The sequence below is a fragment of the Staphylococcus sp. 11511212 genome (assembly GCF_011394755.1).
In the GTDB taxonomy this organism is placed as follows: domain Bacteria; phylum Bacillota; class Bacilli; order Staphylococcales; family Staphylococcaceae; genus Staphylococcus; species Staphylococcus chromogenes.
In genome coordinates this window covers 92,276-113,104 of record NZ_JAANBQ010000002.1, presented here as the reverse complement: position 1 = coordinate 113,104, position 20,829 = coordinate 92,276, and the positions used below count along the sequence as shown (strand labels likewise).

General features: G+C 37.4%; 18 protein-coding genes, 1 pseudogene and 1 other annotated feature. Of the genes and pseudogenes, 10 read left to right on the top strand and 9 right to left on the bottom strand.

The window, feature by feature from the left end:
* Nucleotides 1-28 precede the first annotated feature (28 nt).
* Nucleotides 29-326, top strand: a binding site (T-box leader).
* Nucleotides 327-440: 114 nt separating this feature from the next.
* The 7 genes from G8Y84_RS00835 to G8Y84_RS00805 all read left to right on the top strand — a co-directional run bounded on the left by G8Y84_RS00835 (nt 441) and on the right by G8Y84_RS00805 (nt 9,356).
* A complete protein-coding gene (locus G8Y84_RS00835; RefSeq protein ID WP_037575389.1) occupies nt 441-1,544 on the top strand; it encodes a PLP-dependent transferase in 1,104 nt (367 codons plus the stop codon).
* The gene (gene metC / locus G8Y84_RS00830) at nt 1,541-2,716 is read left to right on the top strand and encodes a cystathionine beta-lyase MetC (RefSeq protein ID WP_105965997.1); all 1,176 of its coding nucleotides are present in this window, start codon (nt 1,541-1,543) and stop codon (nt 2,714-2,716) included. The genes G8Y84_RS00835 and metC overlap by 4 nt, the downstream gene beginning before the upstream one ends.
* Entirely contained in the window at nt 2,670-4,511 is a 1,842-nt protein-coding gene (locus tag G8Y84_RS00825; protein ID WP_165806049.1) for a bifunctional homocysteine S-methyltransferase/methylenetetrahydrofolate reductase, read from the top strand. Before metC ends, G8Y84_RS00825 begins: the two co-directional genes overlap by 47 nt.
* Nucleotides 4,505-6,751: a 5-methyltetrahydropteroyltriglutamate--homocysteine S-methyltransferase gene (gene metE / locus G8Y84_RS00820; protein WP_165806070.1), complete on the top strand. Its 2,247-nt coding sequence runs from the start codon at nt 4,505-4,507 to the stop codon at nt 6,749-6,751. Before G8Y84_RS00825 ends, metE begins: the two co-directional genes overlap by 7 nt.
* A gap of 148 nt (nt 6,752-6,899) precedes the next feature.
* The gene (locus G8Y84_RS00815; protein WP_105963081.1) at nt 6,900-7,133 is read left to right on the top strand and encodes a DUF3923 family protein; all 234 of its coding nucleotides are present in this window, start codon (nt 6,900-6,902) and stop codon (nt 7,131-7,133) included.
* Nucleotides 7,134-7,177: 44 nt separating this feature from the next.
* Nucleotides 7,178-7,795 carry a LysE/ArgO family amino acid transporter gene (locus G8Y84_RS00810; RefSeq protein WP_192574291.1) on the top strand — a complete coding sequence of 206 codons (618 nt, stop codon included), beginning with the start codon at nt 7,178-7,180 and terminating at the stop codon, nt 7,793-7,795.
* Nucleotides 7,796-8,141: 346 nt separating this feature from the next.
* A complete protein-coding gene (locus G8Y84_RS00805; RefSeq protein ID WP_105963080.1) occupies nt 8,142-9,356 on the top strand; it encodes a hypothetical protein in 1,215 nt (404 codons plus the stop codon).
* Nucleotides 9,357-10,324: 968 nt separating this feature from the next.
* Here G8Y84_RS00805 and tnpA read toward each other — a convergent pair.
* The 6 genes and pseudogenes from tnpA to G8Y84_RS00775 form a co-directional block, all read right to left on the bottom strand.
* Nucleotides 10,325-10,785: pseudogene (gene tnpA, locus G8Y84_RS00800) on the bottom strand (IS200/IS605 family transposase).
* A 200-nt stretch (nt 10,786-10,985) separates the two neighbouring features.
* On the bottom strand, nt 10,986-11,819 hold the full coding sequence (locus tag G8Y84_RS00795; RefSeq protein WP_105963078.1) for an urease accessory protein UreD: 834 nt from the start codon (nt 11,817-11,819) through the stop codon (nt 10,986-10,988).
* Between the two features lies 1 nt (nt 11,820).
* On the bottom strand, nt 11,821-12,432 hold the full coding sequence (gene ureG / locus G8Y84_RS00790; protein WP_037575375.1) for an urease accessory protein UreG: 612 nt from the start codon (nt 12,430-12,432) through the stop codon (nt 11,821-11,823).
* 11 nt (nt 12,433-12,443) lie between these two features.
* Nucleotides 12,444-13,133: an urease accessory protein UreF gene (locus G8Y84_RS00785; RefSeq protein WP_105965581.1), complete on the bottom strand. Its 690-nt coding sequence runs from the start codon at nt 13,131-13,133 to the stop codon at nt 12,444-12,446.
* The gene (gene ureE, locus G8Y84_RS00780; protein WP_105963077.1) at nt 13,126-13,578 is read right to left on the bottom strand and encodes an urease accessory protein UreE; all 453 of its coding nucleotides are present in this window, start codon (nt 13,576-13,578) and stop codon (nt 13,126-13,128) included. The genes G8Y84_RS00785 and ureE overlap by 8 nt, the downstream gene beginning before the upstream one ends.
* A 180-nt stretch (nt 13,579-13,758) precedes the next feature.
* Nucleotides 13,759-15,219 carry a carbon starvation CstA family protein gene (locus G8Y84_RS00775; RefSeq protein ID WP_165806048.1) on the bottom strand — a complete coding sequence of 487 codons (1,461 nt, stop codon included), beginning with the start codon at nt 15,217-15,219 and terminating at the stop codon, nt 13,759-13,761.
* Nucleotides 15,220-15,595: 376 nt separating this feature from the next.
* On the opposite strand from G8Y84_RS00775, the gene G8Y84_RS00770 reads away from it, so the two are divergent.
* Both G8Y84_RS00770 and G8Y84_RS00765 read left to right on the top strand, forming a co-directional pair.
* A complete protein-coding gene (locus G8Y84_RS00770) occupies nt 15,596-16,111 on the top strand; it encodes a YceI family protein (protein ID WP_037575365.1) in 516 nt (171 codons plus the stop codon).
* A gap of 137 nt (nt 16,112-16,248) precedes the next feature.
* Nucleotides 16,249-17,163: a DUF5996 family protein gene (locus G8Y84_RS00765; RefSeq protein WP_105963075.1), complete on the top strand. Its 915-nt coding sequence runs from the start codon at nt 16,249-16,251 to the stop codon at nt 17,161-17,163.
* A gap of 311 nt (nt 17,164-17,474) precedes the next feature.
* On the opposite strand, the gene G8Y84_RS00760 is transcribed toward G8Y84_RS00765, so the two are convergent.
* Together G8Y84_RS00760 and G8Y84_RS00755 are read right to left on the bottom strand one after the other, a co-directional pair.
* Nucleotides 17,475-18,683: a hypothetical protein gene (locus G8Y84_RS00760; RefSeq protein WP_105963074.1), complete on the bottom strand. Its 1,209-nt coding sequence runs from the start codon at nt 18,681-18,683 to the stop codon at nt 17,475-17,477.
* Nucleotides 18,684-18,706: 23 nt separating this feature from the next.
* Complete coding sequence (locus G8Y84_RS00755; protein ID WP_103158628.1) at nt 18,707-18,985, bottom strand: GNAT family N-acetyltransferase; 279 nt, start codon at nt 18,983-18,985, stop codon at nt 18,707-18,709.
* 238 nt (nt 18,986-19,223) lie between these two features.
* Here G8Y84_RS00755 and G8Y84_RS00750 point away from each other — a divergent pair, with 238 nt between their 5' ends.
* Nucleotides 19,224-19,757, top strand: coding sequence for a DoxX family membrane protein (locus G8Y84_RS00750; RefSeq protein ID WP_103159132.1), 534 nt, complete (start codon nt 19,224-19,226; stop codon nt 19,755-19,757).
* Between the two features lie 43 nt (nt 19,758-19,800).
* On the opposite strand, the gene G8Y84_RS00745 is transcribed toward G8Y84_RS00750, so the two are convergent.
* Nucleotides 19,801-20,814, bottom strand: coding sequence for a M23 family metallopeptidase (locus tag G8Y84_RS00745; protein ID WP_103159131.1), 1,014 nt, complete (start codon nt 20,812-20,814; stop codon nt 19,801-19,803).
* Nucleotides 20,815-20,829 lie beyond the last annotated feature (15 nt).

Sequence of the window (20,829 nt, the reverse complement as noted above, 5' to 3'; positions counted from 1 at the left end):
GTGACTATCAACTCACAACAACATATTTTGACACACGATAAAAAGGAAAGTAGAACTTACACTGCTTTTACAGAGAGTCTTTGTAAGCTGAGAGAAGATATTGAAAGAAAGTTTGAAAATGGCCTTGGAGTGTTGGTGCCGATATGAGGTATCACCGGGTTCGCCCGTTATAGCGATACAGTATTAACATGTTGATAATGGCGTACTGGAATTTTCCTATCTTTTTTCTGTACCCATTAATTCAATCATGGCGTACTGGAAGAGGCTACTTTAGTGATAAAGTAGCAAATTAAGGTGGTACCACGAACGAAGCTTTCGTCCTTTATTTCCGAATTTTATTTCGGGTGTAAAGGATGAAAGCTTTTTTGTATTTTATCGACAAAATGGCTTAACACATCCATGACATTCCCTACCAATCTGAAAATAGGAGGTAAAAACCCATGAAAGATACAGAACTTGCACAAATTGCACTGACAGAAGATACGACAGGCGCAGTCGCAAACCCGATTTATTTATCCACGGCTTATCAGCATCAAGGGCTAGGGCAATCGACTGGATTTGATTATTCTCGAACGAAAAACCCGACACGAGATGCTTTTGAAACGGCCTTTGCGAAATTAGAAGGAGGCAACGCTGCTTTTGCCACAGCAAGTGGAATGGCGAGTATTCAACTCATATGTAGCTTGTTTAAACCTGGTGATGAAGTGCTCGTTTCGTATGATCTCTACGGTGGCACTTTTCGACTTTTCCAATATTACGAAGAACAATACGGGGTTCATTTCAAATATGTGCATTTCGAACATTTCAAAGAAGTCAGTGACGCGTTAACTTCAAAGACAAAAGCACTATTTATCGAACCTATTTCAAATCCACTTATGATTGAAATTGATTTGGAACCTTATTACGTCCTTGCAAAACAACGTGGATTACTGACCATTATCGATAATACTTTTTTAACACCTTATCTCTCAACCCCACTTAAAGAAGGGGCGGATATCGTGTTACATTCCGCGACTAAATATATTGGCGGTCATAACGATGTGTTAGCAGGCGTTGTCACAGTGAAAGACCCAGATTTAGTCAATCAGCTTTCACTTCTTCACAATATGATTGGTGCCACGCTCTCACCGTTTGATAGTTATTTGCTACAACGAGGTTTGAAAACATTACATTTACGCGTCGCTCGGTCACAGGAAAATGCCCAACGTCTTGCCAAGCGATGTCAAAATTTAGAAGGCATTCAAGAAGTGTTATACAGCGGACGCACCGGTATGTTAAGTCTTCGTTTAGATAAAGATTACAGCGTCGCACGGCTACTTGAAAATATAGAGGTTTCACGTTTCGCTGAAAGTTTAGGGGGGACAGAAACATTTATTACATTCCCTTATACACAAACACACGTCGATATGCCTGATGCGGAAAAAGATGCACGAGGCATCGACCAATATTTAATTCGCTTGTCTGTCGGAATCGAAGCCTACGAAGATATTGAAGCTGACCTCATCCGAGCACTGCAACATTCAAAAGAAGGAGTGAGTCTATGAGCCAACCCAAAGCAACCCAACTCATTCATGATCGCAATCGAGGAAAAACGTATTTAAGTGCAAACCTGCCACTTTATTATTCGTCCACTTATCATCAACATACACTGGGCGGAGATGCAACTTATGATTATGCAAGGAGCGGCAACCCTAATCGCGAATTATTAGAAACCAAACTCGCAGAACTTGAAAATGGCACACACGGTTTCGCATTTAATTCAGGTATTAGTGCGATTACAAGTGTATTTCTAACATTAAAAGCAGGAGATCACGTTATCCTCCCCGACGACGTCTACGGAGGGACATTTCGACTAACAGAAGAAATATTAACGAAATTCGGGATTCATTTCACCACAGTGAACGCTGAAAATCCAGAAAATTATGAAAACTCTATCCAACCTAATACAAAATTGCTTTATGTAGAAACACCTTCAAATCCTTTATTTAAAGTGACCAATATACGTGCGGTGGCTGATATTGCCCAACGCCACAACTTGCTTTTAGCCGTGGATAACACCTTTATGACACCCATTGCACAAAACCCTTTAGATTTAGGTGCGGATATCGTTATTCATAGTGCCACTAAGTTTTTAGGCGGGCATAGTGATTTAATCGCAGGCGCTGTGATTACCAATAATGAAACTTTCGCAAAAGCAATTTATTTAATTCAGAACGGCGCAGGTACAGGACTTTCCGTTTATGACAGTTGGACGCTCACCCAACATTTAAAAACATTAGACGTACGCTTTTCGCAATCCTCAAAAAGTGCCCAACGCATCGTGCGTTTTTTAGAACAGCATCCAGCGATTGCACAAGTGTATTACCCGGGACATAGCACCGTCCACTTGAACCAAGCCCATCATGGTGGCGCTGTTCTAGGGTTTAGACTCAAAAATGAAGCCTTAGCACAAACTTTTGTAGATGCGCTTGAAATCCCCCTCGTGTCCGTCAGTTTAGGGGGTGTTGAAACGATATTGTCCCATCCACATTCAATGTCACACGCCGCTATCCCTCAACCTATTCGGGAAGCACGGGGCATTACATTCGGTCTCTTTAGACTCAGTGTCGGCTTAGAAGACCCCGACACATTAATTACAGATTTAGATCACGCTTTAAAGGAGGTATACGATGAGTCGCTTACTGAATACCCTGAAAAACAATATTCTAGTGGCTGATGGCGCAATGGGCACCATTCTTTACTCAGAAGGCCTCGATACTTGTCCAGAAGCCTATAACTTAACGCATCCAGAAAAAGTCGAACGTATTCATCGTTCCTATATTCAAGCAGGCGCAGACATTATACAGACCAATACGTATGGGGCCAATTTTGAGAAACTCAAAGTATTTGGTTTAGAACATAAAGTGAAAGCCATTCACGAAGCAGCGATCGACATCGCAAAACGTGCGGCCGAGGAAGATACATTTATTCTCGGGACGGTCGGAGGATTTCGAGGCGTTAAACAAGGGGATTTATCGATTTCAGCCATTCAATATCATACAGAAATCCAAGTCGACACTTTAGTTGAGGGTGGCGTTGATGGTTTATTATTTGAAACCTATTACGATTTAGAGGAACTGTTAACTGTTATTAAAAGTACGAGACGCAAATACGACATTCCCATTATCGCTCAACTCACCGCTTCAAATACAAACTATCTATTAGACGGAACGGTCATCAATGATGCGTTAGAACAAGTCATTCAAGCAGGAGCCAATATTGTCGGCTTGAATTGCCATCACGGCCCGCATCATATGAAAAACACCTTTACGCATATTGCGTTACCAGAGCATGCGTATCTCTCCTGTTATCCCAATGCGAGTTTACTCGACATTGAAAATGATACGTTCAAATACAGCAATAACGCCACCTATTTTGGCGAAGTTGCAGAACAACTCATTCATGAAGGCGTCCGGCTGATTGGAGGATGTTGTGGCACCACACCCGAACATATACAGCACATTAAGCGTTCCGTTCGAGGACTTAAACCGGTCCACAACAAAAAAGTTATTCCTATCCATAAAAAACGTGAAAGCATAACGTCCCCTTCAGCCAAATTAAATTTAAAACAGAAAGTTCAACAACAACCGACGATTATCGTCGAACTAGATACACCTAAACATTTGGATACACAACGCTTTTTCAAAAATATCGAAGCCTTAGACAAAGCGGGTATTGATGCCGTCACACTCGCCGACAATTCACTCGCGACAGTACGTGTTTCCAATATTGCAGCTGCGAGTCTCATCAAACAAAACTATAACATTGAACCACTCGTCCATATTACGTGTCGAGACCGCAACTTAATTGGCTTACAATCGCACTTACTCGGGTTATCGTTACTCGGCATTAATGAAATCTTAGCCATTACAGGAGATCCTTCCAAAGTAGGCCATCTCCCAGGAGCCACTAACGTCTATGATGTTAACTCGAAAGGGCTCACTGAACTCGCACTCCGTTTCAATGAAGGGATTAACACAGATGGTGATGCGCTGAAGTCTAGAACTCATTTCAACATCGCTGGCGGTTTTGATCCTCATGTAAGAAATATCGATGCAGCCGTTCGAAAACTCGAAACTAAAATCGAAAGTGGCATGCATTATTTCATCACACAACCTGTCTTTACCAAAGAAAAAATCATTGAAATTTATGAAGCAACTCAACATCTTAACGTCCCAATCTTTATTGGAGTCATGCCAATCACAAGTTACAACAATGCCTTATTTCTACATAATGAAGTCCCTGGCATTAAGATGACAGATGACGTTTTAGAACGCTTCAAAGCCGTTGCAGGTGATAAAGCAGCCACCTACGATTTATCTATTTCTATCTGTAAATCACTAATTGATACCGTTCACAAATATTTTAACGGGCTATACCTTATTACCCCGTTTGAACGTGTCGATTATTCTTTAGACCTTGCAGCTTATTCAAAATCAATTACATCAACCAATCAGGAGGTTATATTATGACAATTAAAACAACAAATTTAGGATTCCCAAGACTCGGCCGAAAACGTGAATGGAAAAAAGCAATCGAAAACTATTGGAACAACAAAATTTCAAAAGACGAATTAGATGAAACATTACAAAATTTACATCGTGAAAATTTATTGCTTCAAAAAAACCATCGCTTAGACAGCGTGCCAGTCGGAGATTTCTCACTTTACGATCATATTTTAGATACATCTTTGTTATTTAATATTATCCCTGAACGCTTCCAAGGGCGTGAGGTTGATGATGATTTATTATTTGATATTGCACGTGGCAACAAAGAACACGTCGCGAGTGCCTTAATTAAATGGTTCAATACCAACTATCACTACATCGTACCTGAATGGGACAACGTGACACCAAAACTCGGACGCAATCTTCTTTTAGAGCGCTTCAACTATGCAAAATCTTTAAATATCCAAGCCCACCCGGTTATTGTAGGTCCAATTACATTTGTGAAGTTATCTAAGGGAGGCCACCAATCTTTTGAAGAAAAAGTGCGCACACTCTTACCGTTATATATTGAAGCCTTTGAATCATTAATCCAAGCAGGCGCAGAATTGATTCAAGTGGACGAGCCTATTCTTGTCACAGATGAGGGGGAAGACTTAGAAGCCATTACAAAAGAAGCGTACGAGGCATTTGTAGGTGCAGAAGTAGCCGATAAACTCATTATTCAAACGTACTTTGAACGTGCAAATGTGAAATTTTTAAGCAGTCTTCCAGTTAAAGGATTAGGTTTAGACTTTGTTCATGACCATGGCCACAACTTAGAACAAATTAAAAACGGAGATTTTGATCAAAATAAAACATTATTTGCAGGCATTATCGACGGTCGTAATGTTTGGGCTGCAGATGTGGAAGCGAAAAAAGCGCTCATTGATACGTTGAGTACTTATACAAATGAGCTTTATATTAACCCATCATCCTCTTTACTTCACGTCCCTGTATCGTTAGATGACGAAACATTAGATGAAACCGTTCGTGATGGACTTAGTTTTGCGACTGAAAAATTAGAAGAATTAGACGCCTTAAAACGTGCAGTCAATGAAGGTGATACAGAAAAGTTAGAGGCATTACAAACGCAATATGAACGTTTCCAAAACCAAGATTTTAAAAATTTAACGTATGATTTCGACAGTGTGCGTGATGAACGTGCTTCTCGTTTCTCAGAACGTAAAGAACTTCAACAAGAACGACTCAACTTACCAGATTTACCAACAACGACGATTGGCTCGTTTCCACAATCTCCAGAAGTTCGTAAAACACGTGCAGATTGGAAAAACAAACGTATTTCTGATGAAGCTTATGAAACCTTCTTAAAAGACGAAATTAAACGTTGGATTAAAATTCAAGAAGATATCGGCTTAGATGTCCTCGTTCATGGCGAATTCGAACGTAATGACATGGTCGAATTCTTCGGCGAAAAATTACAAGGCTTCTTAGTAACGAAGTTTGGTTGGGTTCAATCTTACGGTTCACGTGCCGTTAAACCCCCGATTATTTATGGAGATGTTAAATGGACAGAACCTCTCACAGTAAAAGAAACGGTTTATGCGCAAAGTTTAACAGACAAGCCTGTGAAAGGGATGCTGACAGGTCCTGTTACGATTCTCAATTGGTCTTTTGAACGTGTCGACCTACCACGCGCAGAAGTCCAAGACCAAATTGCCTTAGCGATTAACGAAGAAGTATTAGCACTTGAAAAAGCAGGCATCAAAGTGATTCAAGTCGACGAACCAGCACTGCGCGAAGGCTTACCGCTTCGTCAAACTTATCACGACGATTACTTACGAAAAGCCGTGCACAGTTTCAAATTAGCGACGTCTTCTGTGGCAGACCATACGCAAATTCATACGCATATGTGCTATTCTCAATTCGGCCAAATCATTCATGCTATCCACGAACTAGATGCAGATGTTATTTCTATTGAAACTTCTCGTAGCCATGGCGATTTAATTAAAGACTTTGAAGATATTGATTATGACTTAGGCATTGGATTAGGCGTGTATGATATTCATAGTCCACGCATTCCAACAGAAGAAGAAATCACGACAGCCATTAATCGAGGGCTCCAACAAATTGATCGCTCTCTTTTCTGGGTCAACCCAGATTGTGGACTCAAAACGCGTAAAGAAGACGAGGTAAAAGCAGCCTTAACTGTCCTTGTTGATAGTGCTAAAAAACTCCGTCAAAACACATCAACTTCTATTGCTTAATCTCAGGAAAATCGATGCCCATGACTTGGGAACAACTGCATGAGAGACGATAATTGAAAATAACTTTTTATCCCAAAAATGGTGACTCACACAAGTCACCATTTTTGTGCTATTCTATATAATAATAAATTTTTTAGGTGGGAACATTATGTTAAAAGCATCATGGATAATATGGAGTATCGTCACTGCTTTTTGGATGATTTTATTGATTAGTGGGGCCGGGTTCTTATGGCTACGTGACGTTGATGGCACAGGTGCCATTCAAACACCTGAGATAAAATTGCTATCTATCGGAGTCTGGATGGCATTTTTAATGATTCCCTTCGTTTTACAAATCCTATGGCTCATTATCAATATTGTAATCACGCAAAAACAAAAATGAGTGCTCATTCATCATTGTGCCTCAAACTGAAAGGATGACGAGACATGATTCAACCGATAATGCACGGCCTTTTACTCGCTTTAGGCTTAATATTACCGTTAGGAGCACAAAATGTGTTCGTTTTTAACCAAGGCGCCAATCATCCTCGATGGTCACGTACACTTCCCGTCATCATTACCGCAGGCTTATGCGATACATTACTCATCTTGTTAGCCGTCCTCGGCGTTTCTTTGATTTTAATGTCATTGCCAACGTTACAGCTTTTGATTTATATAATTGGACTCATCTTTTTACTTTATATGGCATGGTCACTTTGGATTGAAAAGCCTGCATCAATGAATCACCATTCTCAAATGTCTGCGAAAAAGCAAATAGGATTTGCGATGTCCGTTTCACTATTAAACCCTCATGCCATCATGGATACTATCGGAGTCATTGGCACAAGCGCTGCCCTTTATGACGGTACAGAAAAGTGGCTCTTTACACTCGCAACCATCAGTGTGTCGTGGATTTGGTTTATAGGTCTCTCTTTGTTGGGCCGTTTCATTGGTCACATTGATTCATCTGGAAAATTTATCTTATTTTTAAACAAACTTTCTAGTATAATCATTCTCATTGTGGCACTACTTATTATTAAAAATATAGTTCAGTTAATAATGTAATCGAAGCGCTCTGAATACTGTAATTTAAACACTGAGACCTCCATATGGCTCAGTGTTTTTAATTTCCATTTTTCATATATCGAACAGTTAGTCTTTCACTTCTATCGCTTTTTTCAATCCATGAACCTCTTTCTCTCTTCATCAAACCCTATTTACAAACAAACTATCTTAGAGATAGGATTAAAAAGCACTTGATGAAATTCCACAATATTATTTCAAAAACCCAAAAAGTTATATAAAATAGATAAAACAAACTTTATGTAACGTACTTCTTTTTATTATTTTATGTTATGATTAACAACATAAAGTTTGTTTTTAATAATATTGATTAAAAGTGGGGGATTGTATGGATTTTATTAAACGCTTTAAATGGGTGATTATAGGTGTCATCATCGCAATCATACTTGTCACATTACTAACAGTAGTATTCATAAAAACTAAAAAAGTCAACGTAGAAGATGATGTTAAAGTAGAATTCAAGGGATATAATGGCTCTGGGACTGCAAATATTAAAGATAACGCCTATAACAAAATTATAGGTAAACTTTTAGCTCAAGCCTTGAGACAATCAGATTTTAAAAATAAAGAAGTACTTGAAACGATAGAAAAAGGAAATGTTGAGCACTTAGACATTGATAATTTTACAAAATCAGAGCAAAGACAATTTTATAAAGCTGGTAAAATTTTAGAAAATATAGACTTTGATTTCAATAAAAAAGACAAGCTCTCTAATGGGGATAAAGTTAAATTAAAATTTAAAATAAAGCGAAATGTCTCTAAGGAATATCAACTTAAAGCCAAAGAATTCACTAAAGAATATACCGTGTCGGGGTTAAAGGATCCTGATTCAGTAAATGCCAAAACATTATTCGAAAGTTTAAATCCTACTTTCACAGGATTAAATGGCAGTGGTCAGCTCCATCTCGTTGAAAAAGATTTACCTGACTCGCTAAAAGACCTTTCCTTAAGTTCATTCGAATTTACAGTCCCGAACAATGGAAAACTAAAAAATGGAGACACGGTGAAATTAGAAGTGCCTAAAGAAGTCATTAACGCGCTCAATGAAAGTGAATCTACGAATTTCAAAGGGACTCAATCATATGAAATAAAAGTTAAAGATTTAAAAGATGTTAATCAGCTTGAAAATGTCTCTGCTTTATTTGAAGAACACAATAAACTCATTAATGACCGCTTTGAAAATACAGATTTTAGCAAATATTCCACGGAACAAGTTGGACAATATTATAAAACCAGTCAAACTCTAGACTCTGACTTCGGTTTTAGTTCTGACGAAGATGAGACAAGCGAAAAAATCAAAACCGAAAGCGAAATAGAACCGACGAAAGTCACACTCATCACTGCCTATAAAGTCACTGAAACAAGCAAATATTCTGACCCTGAAGAAAAATACGTTTACTCTGGTTACAGAAATTATATTCTAGAAGGAAATCGTTTAACAAAAGATGAAGCTACCGAGGATTTTGAAGATTCTGGTTCTGAAGAAAGCTTAGATCAATTGAATAAATCTTTAGATAGTGATGGTTTTATCGCACTATCATAATAGAATTTCTGTCATATCGTACTGGTGACATTAAGGAGTTAGGCAATCTTAGATTGTTTAACTCTTTTTTTTATGGTGAAAGTCTAAAGTCTTGAACATCAAATGAATTATCTGTCACCTCTATAATTCATAGAGATGCAATGTCAATAAAGCAATAAAAGGAGTTGAAGAAATAAAATTATGAGTAGAAAGGACGTAGAGGCATAAGTTTTCAACATTTAAGAAATAATAGTCATCTACTTTATTTACTTTGATATGCTTTAGTTACAATCAAATGATAATACTATAGGTAAAATAGAAGCATTACCTTCTGAGGCTATGGATAAAAATGGAGACTCCGCAGTATTGGCTTATGAGACAAATTGAAATAATTTAAAGTTAATGTAATCGATAAAAAAGACGACTACTCAAACAAGAGGACGGAAGAAGGATGGAAATGAAGTCTTGGCACTATTGGATGCGCCGGTTTAGGTCATCTTAGTGGTGCTAGTGCAGGTAGTGTGATTCCGACAATAGCTACTGCTGGAGGAGGAGTAATTGGTGCTGTCTCTAGGGAATGGGCCGAGTAGCAGCAAGTTGTTTCTAAATTACAAAAACGTAGGTGAATGATATGAAAAGTTCTATATTTTGGGAACCTATTTTTATACCTGTTTACTTTATTATGGCTTTCTTAGGTTTCATACTCTATAGATTTTATATAGAGACAGATGTTTATTCTATATACGTACTTCCGTTATTTTTAGCAGGATTAGGCATCGCCTCTATAATATATAATGCTAAGTTTAGGTAGTAGCGACTTTCAAATTAAAAGTTTCTAATCAGGACCACCCGTAAAACGGGTGGTTTGCTCTTGGGCTATAAGCCCGCTTTACCGGCTAGCGTCTAAAGTCGCTGGCTTTTTCATTTCATGCTCAAGCCAAAATGCCATTGTCTCTTTAGCTAGCCTCTAAAGAGGCTTTTGACTAACTTCAATAACCCTTAAAAGGGTCTTCATATTCTCTTACGCTCAACTTATCAATCGCTTTATCGTGTTTTTCTTGGTTCTGTATATATTTTTTTATTGTGGCTTCATTTAATCCAACTGTACTAACGTAATATCCTTCTGCCCAAAAGTGACGATTTCCAAATTTATATTTCAAATTTGCATGTCTATCAAATATCATCAAAGCGCATTTACCTTTTAAATACCCCATAAAGCTTGAAACGCTTATTTTGGGTGGGATGCTCACTAATAGATGTACATGATCTGGCATCATATGTCCTTCTATAATCTCCACACCTTTGTATTTGCACAATAACTTTATAATTTCAAAATAATTGATGGTCTGTATTGATTGTATATGCTTTTTCTTCTATACTTTGGAGTAAATACAATGTGGTATTTACACATCCATTTTGTATGTGCTAAACTTTTGGCTTTATTAGCCATAACAAATCCCTACTTTCGTTATTAATTTGGCTTGAACACCTTAATTATAACGCTAAGCAGGGATTTTTTAGTATAACTTTTGTTGCCCACCCGCATAGCAGGTGGTTCATTGTTTCGCACGTTTTACGTGCTCAACTGACTGAAGTCATTAATAATAAAGGAGTAGGACAGAAATCATTGCGATTTCTGTGTCCTACTCCTTAGTATTTTCGTAAAAATTGGGCATCTTCTTCATGATACGTCGACATCACAAATTGATGGACTTCATGAATCACACGATTAATGACATCGGTAGAATTTGCGAGAATACGTATCGTTAAACCATGGGTCGGTAACAATGAGACGCCGACACGACATGTCTCATTGATATGGTTTTCAACCACTTCGTTGATGGCTTCTACACACTTTTGATTGACATGTGGGCTAATATAAAAACATGCGCCCAAATGAGTAAATCCTTCCATATAACCAATATCAGCAATTTTATGTTTTTGTGTATCTAAACGTAAATTGTCATATACGACGATTTGGTCATCGACGTATATTTCATTTAACAAATGTAAATGATCGTATTTAAACATACGACCTTCTTTGTCGTAGCCGGGTGTTAAAATGTCCGAATAAAACATTGTGGCTGTTTTTGACAATTTGAAATGATTATGTTGGAAAAATTTGGCATGGGTATACCCGATAATAGGGTCGCCAATATATTCCATAAAACTTTCATCTTCTAGTGTAAATGTTTGATATTGTTCTACGTGGTCTTCCATCGTTTTGAAGACGATGGTCGCCCCCTGATTCGTTAAGACGGCATGCGCTTTTGGTTCATAATGCACATTCATGCGATACCGGTCACCATCGACGAAGCCACCCCCCAAGTTAATTAAAAACATTGTTGGGTGTGGACTACCGTTTAAGTACGATGGACGTAGCACTTTCAGTCCGCCTTGAAAATACGTTCTTCCATTAATTGTTTTCGTCCCATCATGTTTAAATGTGAGATCGAGTTCCCCTGTCCAATCTGAAATGGCCATACTAATCTAATCCTTCAAGAAAGACGTCTTTACGAATCCAATCGATGACATCGTCTAGTCCTTCGTCTGTTTTTAAGTTTGTAAATGCAAATGGACGATCATTTCTGAATTTTTTCGTATCTTCTGCCATTTGATCAAGTGACGCGCCGACATGTGGAGCAAGGTCAGTTTTATTAATGATAAAGTAATCCGACTTAATCATCCCTTGGCCACCTTTACGTGGAATTTTTTCACCTTGTGCTACGTCGATGATATAAATTGAAAAATCAACGAGTTCTGGACTAAATGTTGCGGCTAAGTTATCTCCACCTGATTCAATGAATAAAAGTTCAATATCGTTGTGACGTTCCATTAACTCATCAATCGCCGCAAAGTTCATCGATGCGTCTTCACGGATGGCAGTGTGCGGGCACCCTCCAGTTTCTACGCCGATAATACGATCTTCAGGTAAGACACCTGTCTCTACTAAAATCTTTTCGTCTTCTTTTGTGTAGATGTCATTCGTAATAACACCGATACTTTTATCTTTTGATAAACGTTTCACCACTTTTTCAATAAGTTGGGTTTTTCCTGCCCCTACAGGTCCCCCGATACCAATTTTAACTGGTTTCATACTTCATCCTCCTACGATATAAATATTCTTACATTCACGTTTTCGTGTTCTAATTGATTTAACTCAATGCCTGGCGCAGTTAAACCAAAATTACGTTCATCTTCTACCATAATTGCCTCACGTGTGTCTGTGATAAATGGCATCATCTCTGAAACAATTTTTTGGCCTTCTGTTTGCCCTAATGGAATGGCGCGTACGGCATTTTGCGTTAAACTTGAGATGTTTTGATATAAAAAATAATCAATAATCTGTTCAAGTGAAATACCTAAATGGTGGCCTAATAGCGTAAATACGACTGCCGGATGTGCATGGAGACGGTACTCTGTAACTTCTTGATAGTACCAGTTTAACCACGCATCATCGTAAAGTGTGTGGGCCAAATGTGCCATACGTTTTCCCATTTGTTTTGTGCCTACACGCGTTTCTCTTGGTATATTTTGAACAAATAACATTTGATCAATGCGTTTCATTTCCGCTTCATCATTTTGTTCAAGAGCTTCATACGTCATACGCATCGCCAAACCGTCTGTATACGTCAATTGTTCAGTTAAAAAAACTTTCAACCACGTTTGAAATGAGGCCGCATCATGCACATCCTCACGCTGAATATACGTCTCTAATCCAAAAGAATGACTAAATGCCCCTGTTGGAAATTGAGAATCACAAAATTGAAAGAGTTTTAATTGCGCTTGATTAATCATGAGAATGTCCTATATGTTTAAAAGCTTGGTTCACTTTTCGAGCTTCTCGTTGATAAGGAATGCCTAAGTCTTTTAATAAATCCTCTACAAGGTAGTCATATTGGACAAGCATTTCTGACTCAGTGAACTGCGCTGGCAAATGACGGTTGCCTAATTGGTGTGCAATGTCACCCATTTCTTTTAAAGTGCGTGGTTGAATCGCAATAATATCTTCAGAATTGACATCGATAATAATCATATTTTTGTCATCACGATATAAAATATCGCCATATTGTAAATCTATAGGTTGATTTAAACGAATCCCAATTTCTGTGCCATGATCTGTTTTCACACGTTGGATACGTTTAACAAGATCAGAATTTTCAAGATACACTTTTTCAATATGCACTTGTTTTTCTTCCGATGTTAAGTTTGCGATATTGCCTTGAATCGATTCTACAATCATTGAATCATCTCCTTTTCTACTCGCCTTATTTTAACATCTGGCAAAATTTTTGAATAACAAAACACTTTTACAAAATAATAAAACTATGCGTGCGCTAGTGTGAAGATATACTAAAAAAGAGGGTGTTACAAAACATTTTAGTAACATCCTCTTTTAATAAAGTTTGATTCGCATATTAAATTAAGAATAGTTCGGATGATTTTTCAATTGGACAGCATGATCCAATTGAAACGCATCGCCCACTGTATTTTTTCGATATTGATAAAAGAAATAACAAAGCCATAACCCCGTTAAGCCTATCGCCACGACATAACTTAAATTTAAATCGAGTCCAAATCCTATCGGCTGACTTAAAATGTACGTAAATAAATTCCACGTCATAAATGTCGCCGGAATGAAGGCCACCCAATAATTTTTTCCTGCGATTAACAAGTACATAGCTCCGACCCATAAGGCCACAGCAGCTGTTGTTTGATTGGCCCATGAAAAATATCTCCACAATATTGTAAAATCAACTTGTGTTAATAAGAAACTCGCAATAAATAATGGGACTGCCACAATAAAACGTTTGCTGATGGCTTTTTGTCCTAAATGAATATAATCTGCAATAATCATACGCGCGCTTCTAAATGATGTATCTCCACTAGTAATCGGCAGCACAATAACACCTAACACGGCGATTGTCCCGAAAAATGAGCCGAGAAGCATCGTTGAAACTTTACTTACGACAAGTGCAGCTTCACCTTGAGCTAATACATTTTGTAAGCCCCCATAGCTACCAAATAAACTCATCGCTGCTGCGGCCCAAATCATCGCAATAATCCCTTCTGCAATCATCATCCCGTAAAAAATGACACGTGCATTCTTTTCCTTATTCGTTGTACGAGAAATGATAGGCGATTGAGTAGCATGAAATCCGGATAAAGCACCACACGTAATCGTAAAAAAGAGTAATGGGAATATAGGCGCTTTATCAGGATGCATATTTTCCAATGTTAACTCTGGGATAGGTGCGCCCGTTTGGATTAATCTAAAACCGACTCCTAAAGCACTAATTACCAGCAAAGCTCCAAATATAGGATAAATACGTCCGATAATTTTATCAATTGGCAATACTGTAGATAAAATGTAATACACAAAAATAACAAAAATAATGAGACCTAAAGCGACACGTCCATCCATCAAATTATGTAACAGTAAAGCTGGACTTGTCACAAATACCGTCCCTGTAAGTAACAGTAAAAGCAATGTAAAAATATTCACGACGTGTTTCATAGCTTGACCTAAAAATTTACCCGCCAGTTGTGGTAAATGCGCACCACGATTACGAATCGAAATCATCCCCGTTAAGTAATCATGTACAGCCCCTGCGAAAATACAGCCGATGACAATCCAAATAAAAGCGACAGGTCCATACAGTGCCCCCATAATCGGACCAAAAATCGGGCCCACACCAGCAATATTTAGCAGTTGAATCAGTGAATTAGATGAAGTTTTCATCGGCACAAAGTCTACATTATCTCGTTGATCATGCGCGGGTGCCGGTCGATCGTATTTTGGGCCAAACATCTTATCGATATACTTACCATACGTAAAATAACCCAAAATCAATACCAAAATACAGACAATAAATGTAATCATACAACTCCCCCTTTGTTTAATCCCCTTAAACGCTATTTTGAAAGCGTTTTCTTATATTGTAAACGATATTCTTTATCTTCACAATATTGACATAAATTGATGTTAGAAGACGTGCCATACACTGCCCTCTATATCTATAGTTACGTCTTAATGGTCTTAATCCCTATAACATTTGACTTCTTCTCTTTCCATGTTTAGTCGACATCTTTAAAAGGTAAACTATTTATATCACGTATGATGAAACTATTGTCATGCGCTTAAAATGATAGTATTCCAAAAATATTTCGAAATTGAAACTTTTTTATTGCAATCCGACGAAACATGGTATAACATTTATACCGTAGACGAAACATTTACTTTCTAGGAGGATTTTACAATGGCAAAATATAATTTTGATCAAGTACACAGTACATTAGAATTTTCAATTAAACACTTAATGGTTTCTCGTGTTAAAGGAACATTTGAAAACTACAACGTTGAAATTAACGGTGATGTGAACGATTTATCTTCACTTGAAGCTGTGACTACAATTGACGTTGAATCTATTAACACAAATAACAAAGACCGTGACAACCACTTAAAATCAGCAGACTTCTTCAATACGGATGAAAACAAACAAATCGTATTCAAAACTAAAAAAATCACTGAAGACTCAGTGACTGGTGATTTAACAATTGCAGGTCAAACTCACGAAGAAACATTTGATGTTGAATTTAACGGTATTAGTGCGAACCCAATGACTGGTGGCAAAGTGACTGGTTTCTCAGTGACTGGTAAAATCAACCGCGAAAAATATGGTATCGACTTTAACCAAGCCTTAGAAACTGGTGGCGTAATGTTAGGTAAAGAAGTTAAATTCGAAGCACATAGTGAATTTGCAGTAGAAGAATAATATAAGCGAAGACTTTAAGATATAACGGCGCATTTAATCGTAAATGCGTCGTTTTTTTGTATTTTCCAACAGGATGTAAAAATCATCAAAAAAGCGGGTAAATACATGATAAACACATTTCAATGGAGGTTCTACAGATGTTAAAGATTGCAGAATGGAAAAAAGAACAAGAAACACTACACCTTTTAGCACAAGTACTTGGAAAGCATAAATTAGCAAGTGCTTTTCAGGAACCTCAATGGGCACATGTGATTTTGGATATGAATACAACGGGTTTTTCGACAGGCTTACTTTTCAACTATGACTGTACCTATACGATTAATGTCGATTTACAATTTCATCGTCTCGTTGTGGAAACGGACCATGGATGTGACGAAATGCCGTTACGTGAGGGTACAACGATTCAAGACTATTATGAATGGATACAACAAACCTTGAAACGTTTTAAAGTCGAGGTTCCTATCAATACGACACCTCAAGAAATGGCACATACGACCCCTTTTGATCGTGATACTGAACATCATCATTATAATGAAAAAATTAGTCATGAAGTGTTGCATTTAATGAAATTTGCAGTACGTGCACTGAGCCAGTTTGTGGCCCCTTTCAGAGCACGTAAAATTAAACCAGGTCTATTTTGGGGAACTTTCGACATTTCTACGATTATCAACTACAATGCATTTCACGAAATGTTTGAACCGTCTCAAGTTATTGAATATGCAGCCTTCGATGAGCATTTTATTGAGTTTGGTTTTTGGTTTGGGGACGACACATTTGAAGGACCGACTTTCTTCGTTTTACCTTATCCGTTCGTTGACAGTTCCTTCACATTTGATCAACCTTTAATCGATCAAGCTTACTTTGATCCAAAACTAACAGAACTCATCTATGAACTCAAATCCACGACGCCTGAAGCGCTTCATGAGCTTCATACGTTTTTAAACCAAGGTTTCCATATTTTTAAAGATCATTTGTCATGGGAAAACTGCCAACATTACGAAGTCCCACTAAAAATGGCACAAAACCAAATAGGGAAGTCTCCCCTGAAATAGTCCGGTTAGACTCCCCTCAACCAAAAGTGCATGGAAATAGAGTTGGATACGTCCATCTATAATAAAAATTTACGCTCAAATAAATTTTGAGGGCTATTTTCATACAGTTTAACGAGTAAAATAAATTTTATGACCTCCTCTTGAGAAATTAAAGCCCCTTTGATAGAGGCTTTAGCCGAGACTTCTGAAGGGTCTAAGCAAGATTTTAAAGAATAGTCACATCTTTAATATATAAAAAGGCTGTCGACAAAGTTGAACTTTGCGACAGCCTTTTCAGTATATCTCATTGAGATACCTTTAGAATCTATCAATTATTCGTATTTATTTGCACTTTCACCTGAAATGTTAAGTCCTGATTTGACAGTACCTTCATTTTGTACAGGTGTAATGTCTTTACCATATGTGTATACATTACCTTTAACGTCAAGACCTTCAACTTCAGCGCCGTCTAAAATACTAATACCGATTGCTGATAATTCTTTAATAACCCCTTTAACAAGAGATTCGCCTGTGCCACCGTAAGTTTCTATATTTTTATGCACGGTAACTTTACCTACAGGTTTACTAATTTGAATACCTACTGCACCGTCACCGTGTGTTTCGATACTTTTTAAGTAGAGTTCTTTAATTGTACCGTCGTAGTTATTAATACCACGTGCACCAGTACCTCTTGTAATAATAGGGGCTTGGATATCTAACAAATGGATATTACCGAAGTTTACAAAGCCGATACCGCTTGTTCCTTCAGATAATACATCGTTTTGTACGACCCATTCTTTTACAGCGCCCCAGTTGTCGAGTACCATATCGTTGAAACCATATGTTTTTGTCACACCATGGTTTTCAACACGATCAACACGTGCATTTGTTACGGTGAATACGCCAGCTGAAATACGGTCTGCCACACCTTGTGTGAGTAAACCATTTGTGTAAACGTCTTTTGTTGTAATTAATTTTGAATAAATTGGTGCTTCATCTGTACCTGAAACAAACACACCACTACCATTCACTGGTTCACCGTCCCGTCCAATTGTGACATCTTTAATTTCAGTATCGAAACGAATATCTGGGGTGCGGTTCCAAACAGTTAACCCACCTTGGATAACCGTAACACCAAAACCTGTAGGGCCTTCTGATTTATGCGTTACATTAGCTTCAACTACATCTACATCTGTAATATCAATACGGATATCACCTGCAGCGTCGTCAGCGGTTAAACAAACTGAACCATATGTTGTTACATTTTCTAATGTAAATTGCCCTTTGACGCCTTGTTCTTTAAAGCTTACGGCGTCTTCATTTTTATTAGTGCGCAATGTAATATTTTTTAAGGTATTATTTTCAGTTAATACGATAAGTTTTCCTGTTCCAGTTAATTCAAATGAAGAAGATTCACCTTCAAGTTGTACTCCAGATTCTAAAACAATAGGTTCTTCTAATTGAATATTCTCACTTACTGTAATTGAATTATCTGCGACGTTTGCTTCTTTTAATTCTTGAAAATTACTTACTTTAACCATTAATAAAAACCTCTCATTTTGAATTATTTTTGGTATACATCATGATATTCAGTTGTTTTTTCAAGTACACCTTTTGCGAAAGGACAAGTAGCTAAAATTTTCAAGTCATTTTCACGCGCATACTCAACTGCCGCTTTTACTAATTGTTTTCCTACGCCTTGACCTTGTAGGCTTTCGCCCACTTCTGTGTGATCAATAATAATTCTCTGTTTACCGGAAGGGACGTACGACATGTAAGCATCCACGTGATCTTCTGATTCACCAACATAAAACTTATGATTACTGTGTTTAACTTCCACCATTAAAATCATCCTTTAAAAATTATAAATATTATCATTATAAAAATTATACCACTATTCCACTTCTTTTAACCTTAGTTTGCTTTTGGGATATATTTATCTCGAATTTTGAATAATTTGTGAAAAATTGAACAAAACTATTGTAATCGCATTTCTAAGTGATATATTTAGTATACAAGATATATTAAATATACTAATACAAAGCAATATATTCATATTTATTTTTTTAGGGGTGTTTATTATGATTAAATGGTTACAACAAAGTAAAATTGCAAGTGTGCTTTTACTTTTATTACGTTTATACTTAGGATTTGGATGGTTCATGTCCGGTATTGGTAAATTTTTGAGCGGTGGATTTAACGCTGGGGGCTTTTTACAAAATGCCATTCAACATCCAGTTGCAAGCGAGTCCGGTGTCCAATATCCTATTTTCACATCATTTTTAGAACATATTGTCTTACCGATGGCACCGGTGATTAATATTTTAATTCCTATTTTAGAAGTGTGTATCGGATTATTATTGATTTTAGGTCTATTTACACCAGTTGGCGCATTTTTCGGTTTATTAATGAATTTCATGTTCTTATTTGCCGGTACAGTTTCAGTCAACCCGCTCTATATTTTAATCGGAATTTTCATTTTCATGGGTGGTTACAATAGTGGTCGTTTTGGTCTAGATTATTTCTTAAAACGTCTACATGGTTCAAAAATCCTTCAATTTTTTAACTATCATCCAGAATATACACATTACAATGAAAAAATCAGTGTAAAATAAAAAAACGAGCAAGCGAAATTTTTCTTCGCTTACTCGTTTTTGTTTATTGATTTGCTAAATAGCTATCTGGGTTAACAGCGTATTGATTACCAATGCCACCAGACATACGTTGGAAATGTAAGTGAGGTCCAGTTGAATTACCTGTGCTACCAGACAAACCAATTTGTTGTCCTTTAGAAACTGTATCTCCAGCTTTCACATTCAATTGATTCATATGCATGTACCATTGATAATTATTGCTATTCGCTTCTTGGATAGTAATTTGGTTACCTCCACCATAATTACTCCATCCACTATCAATGACTTTACCATCAGTGAAAGAATATACAGGTGTGTTTTCAGGCATACCGTAATCTACACCATAGTGCGCACCACCCGTTGTATACTGACCATACGGTTGCCATTTCGGATATTTATTTAGCCATCCTGAAGCTGCCGTATTATTAGATGATGCAGTTGTTGCATTATCCGTTTGTTGAGTTGCTTGTTTTGCTTGCGTTTGTGCATTTGGTGTTGATTGGCTTTGTGTTAAAGCACTTGTTGATGCATTTCCTTCATTAGATGAAGTATTTGATGCATTGTAGCTTGTTTGAGCTGACGCATTCGGCGCACTATAGCCTGTTTGATCTGTTGTGTTCACATTCCATTGCCCTTGTGATTGTGTATATTGTTGCGTATTATGCGTCTCTCTCATTTGTTGAGATTGACCATTATTCTTTTGTGCTTGGATTACAGCATGAGATTGACTTGGTGTATAGTCATTGTCATCTTGAACTTGTTCACCTTGTGCATAATAAACATAATGATGACGTCCCATGTCATCTGTATATGAAGAATGATATAATCCTTGTTCAAACATTGATGGATTCCAATTGCCATCTAATGTATGGTGGTAATTCCCTTGTGCATCTATTGTAACGTAATCATGTGTTTCTTGAGAAAACGTTGTTGATGTAGATGTTGACTGTACTTGTTCTGCTGCTTCAGCATCACCTTGCATGATACCAAAAGTTGCGAATCCAACTGTAGCGATTGTTGCAGCGGTTAACTTTTTCATAAAAAATAATCCTCC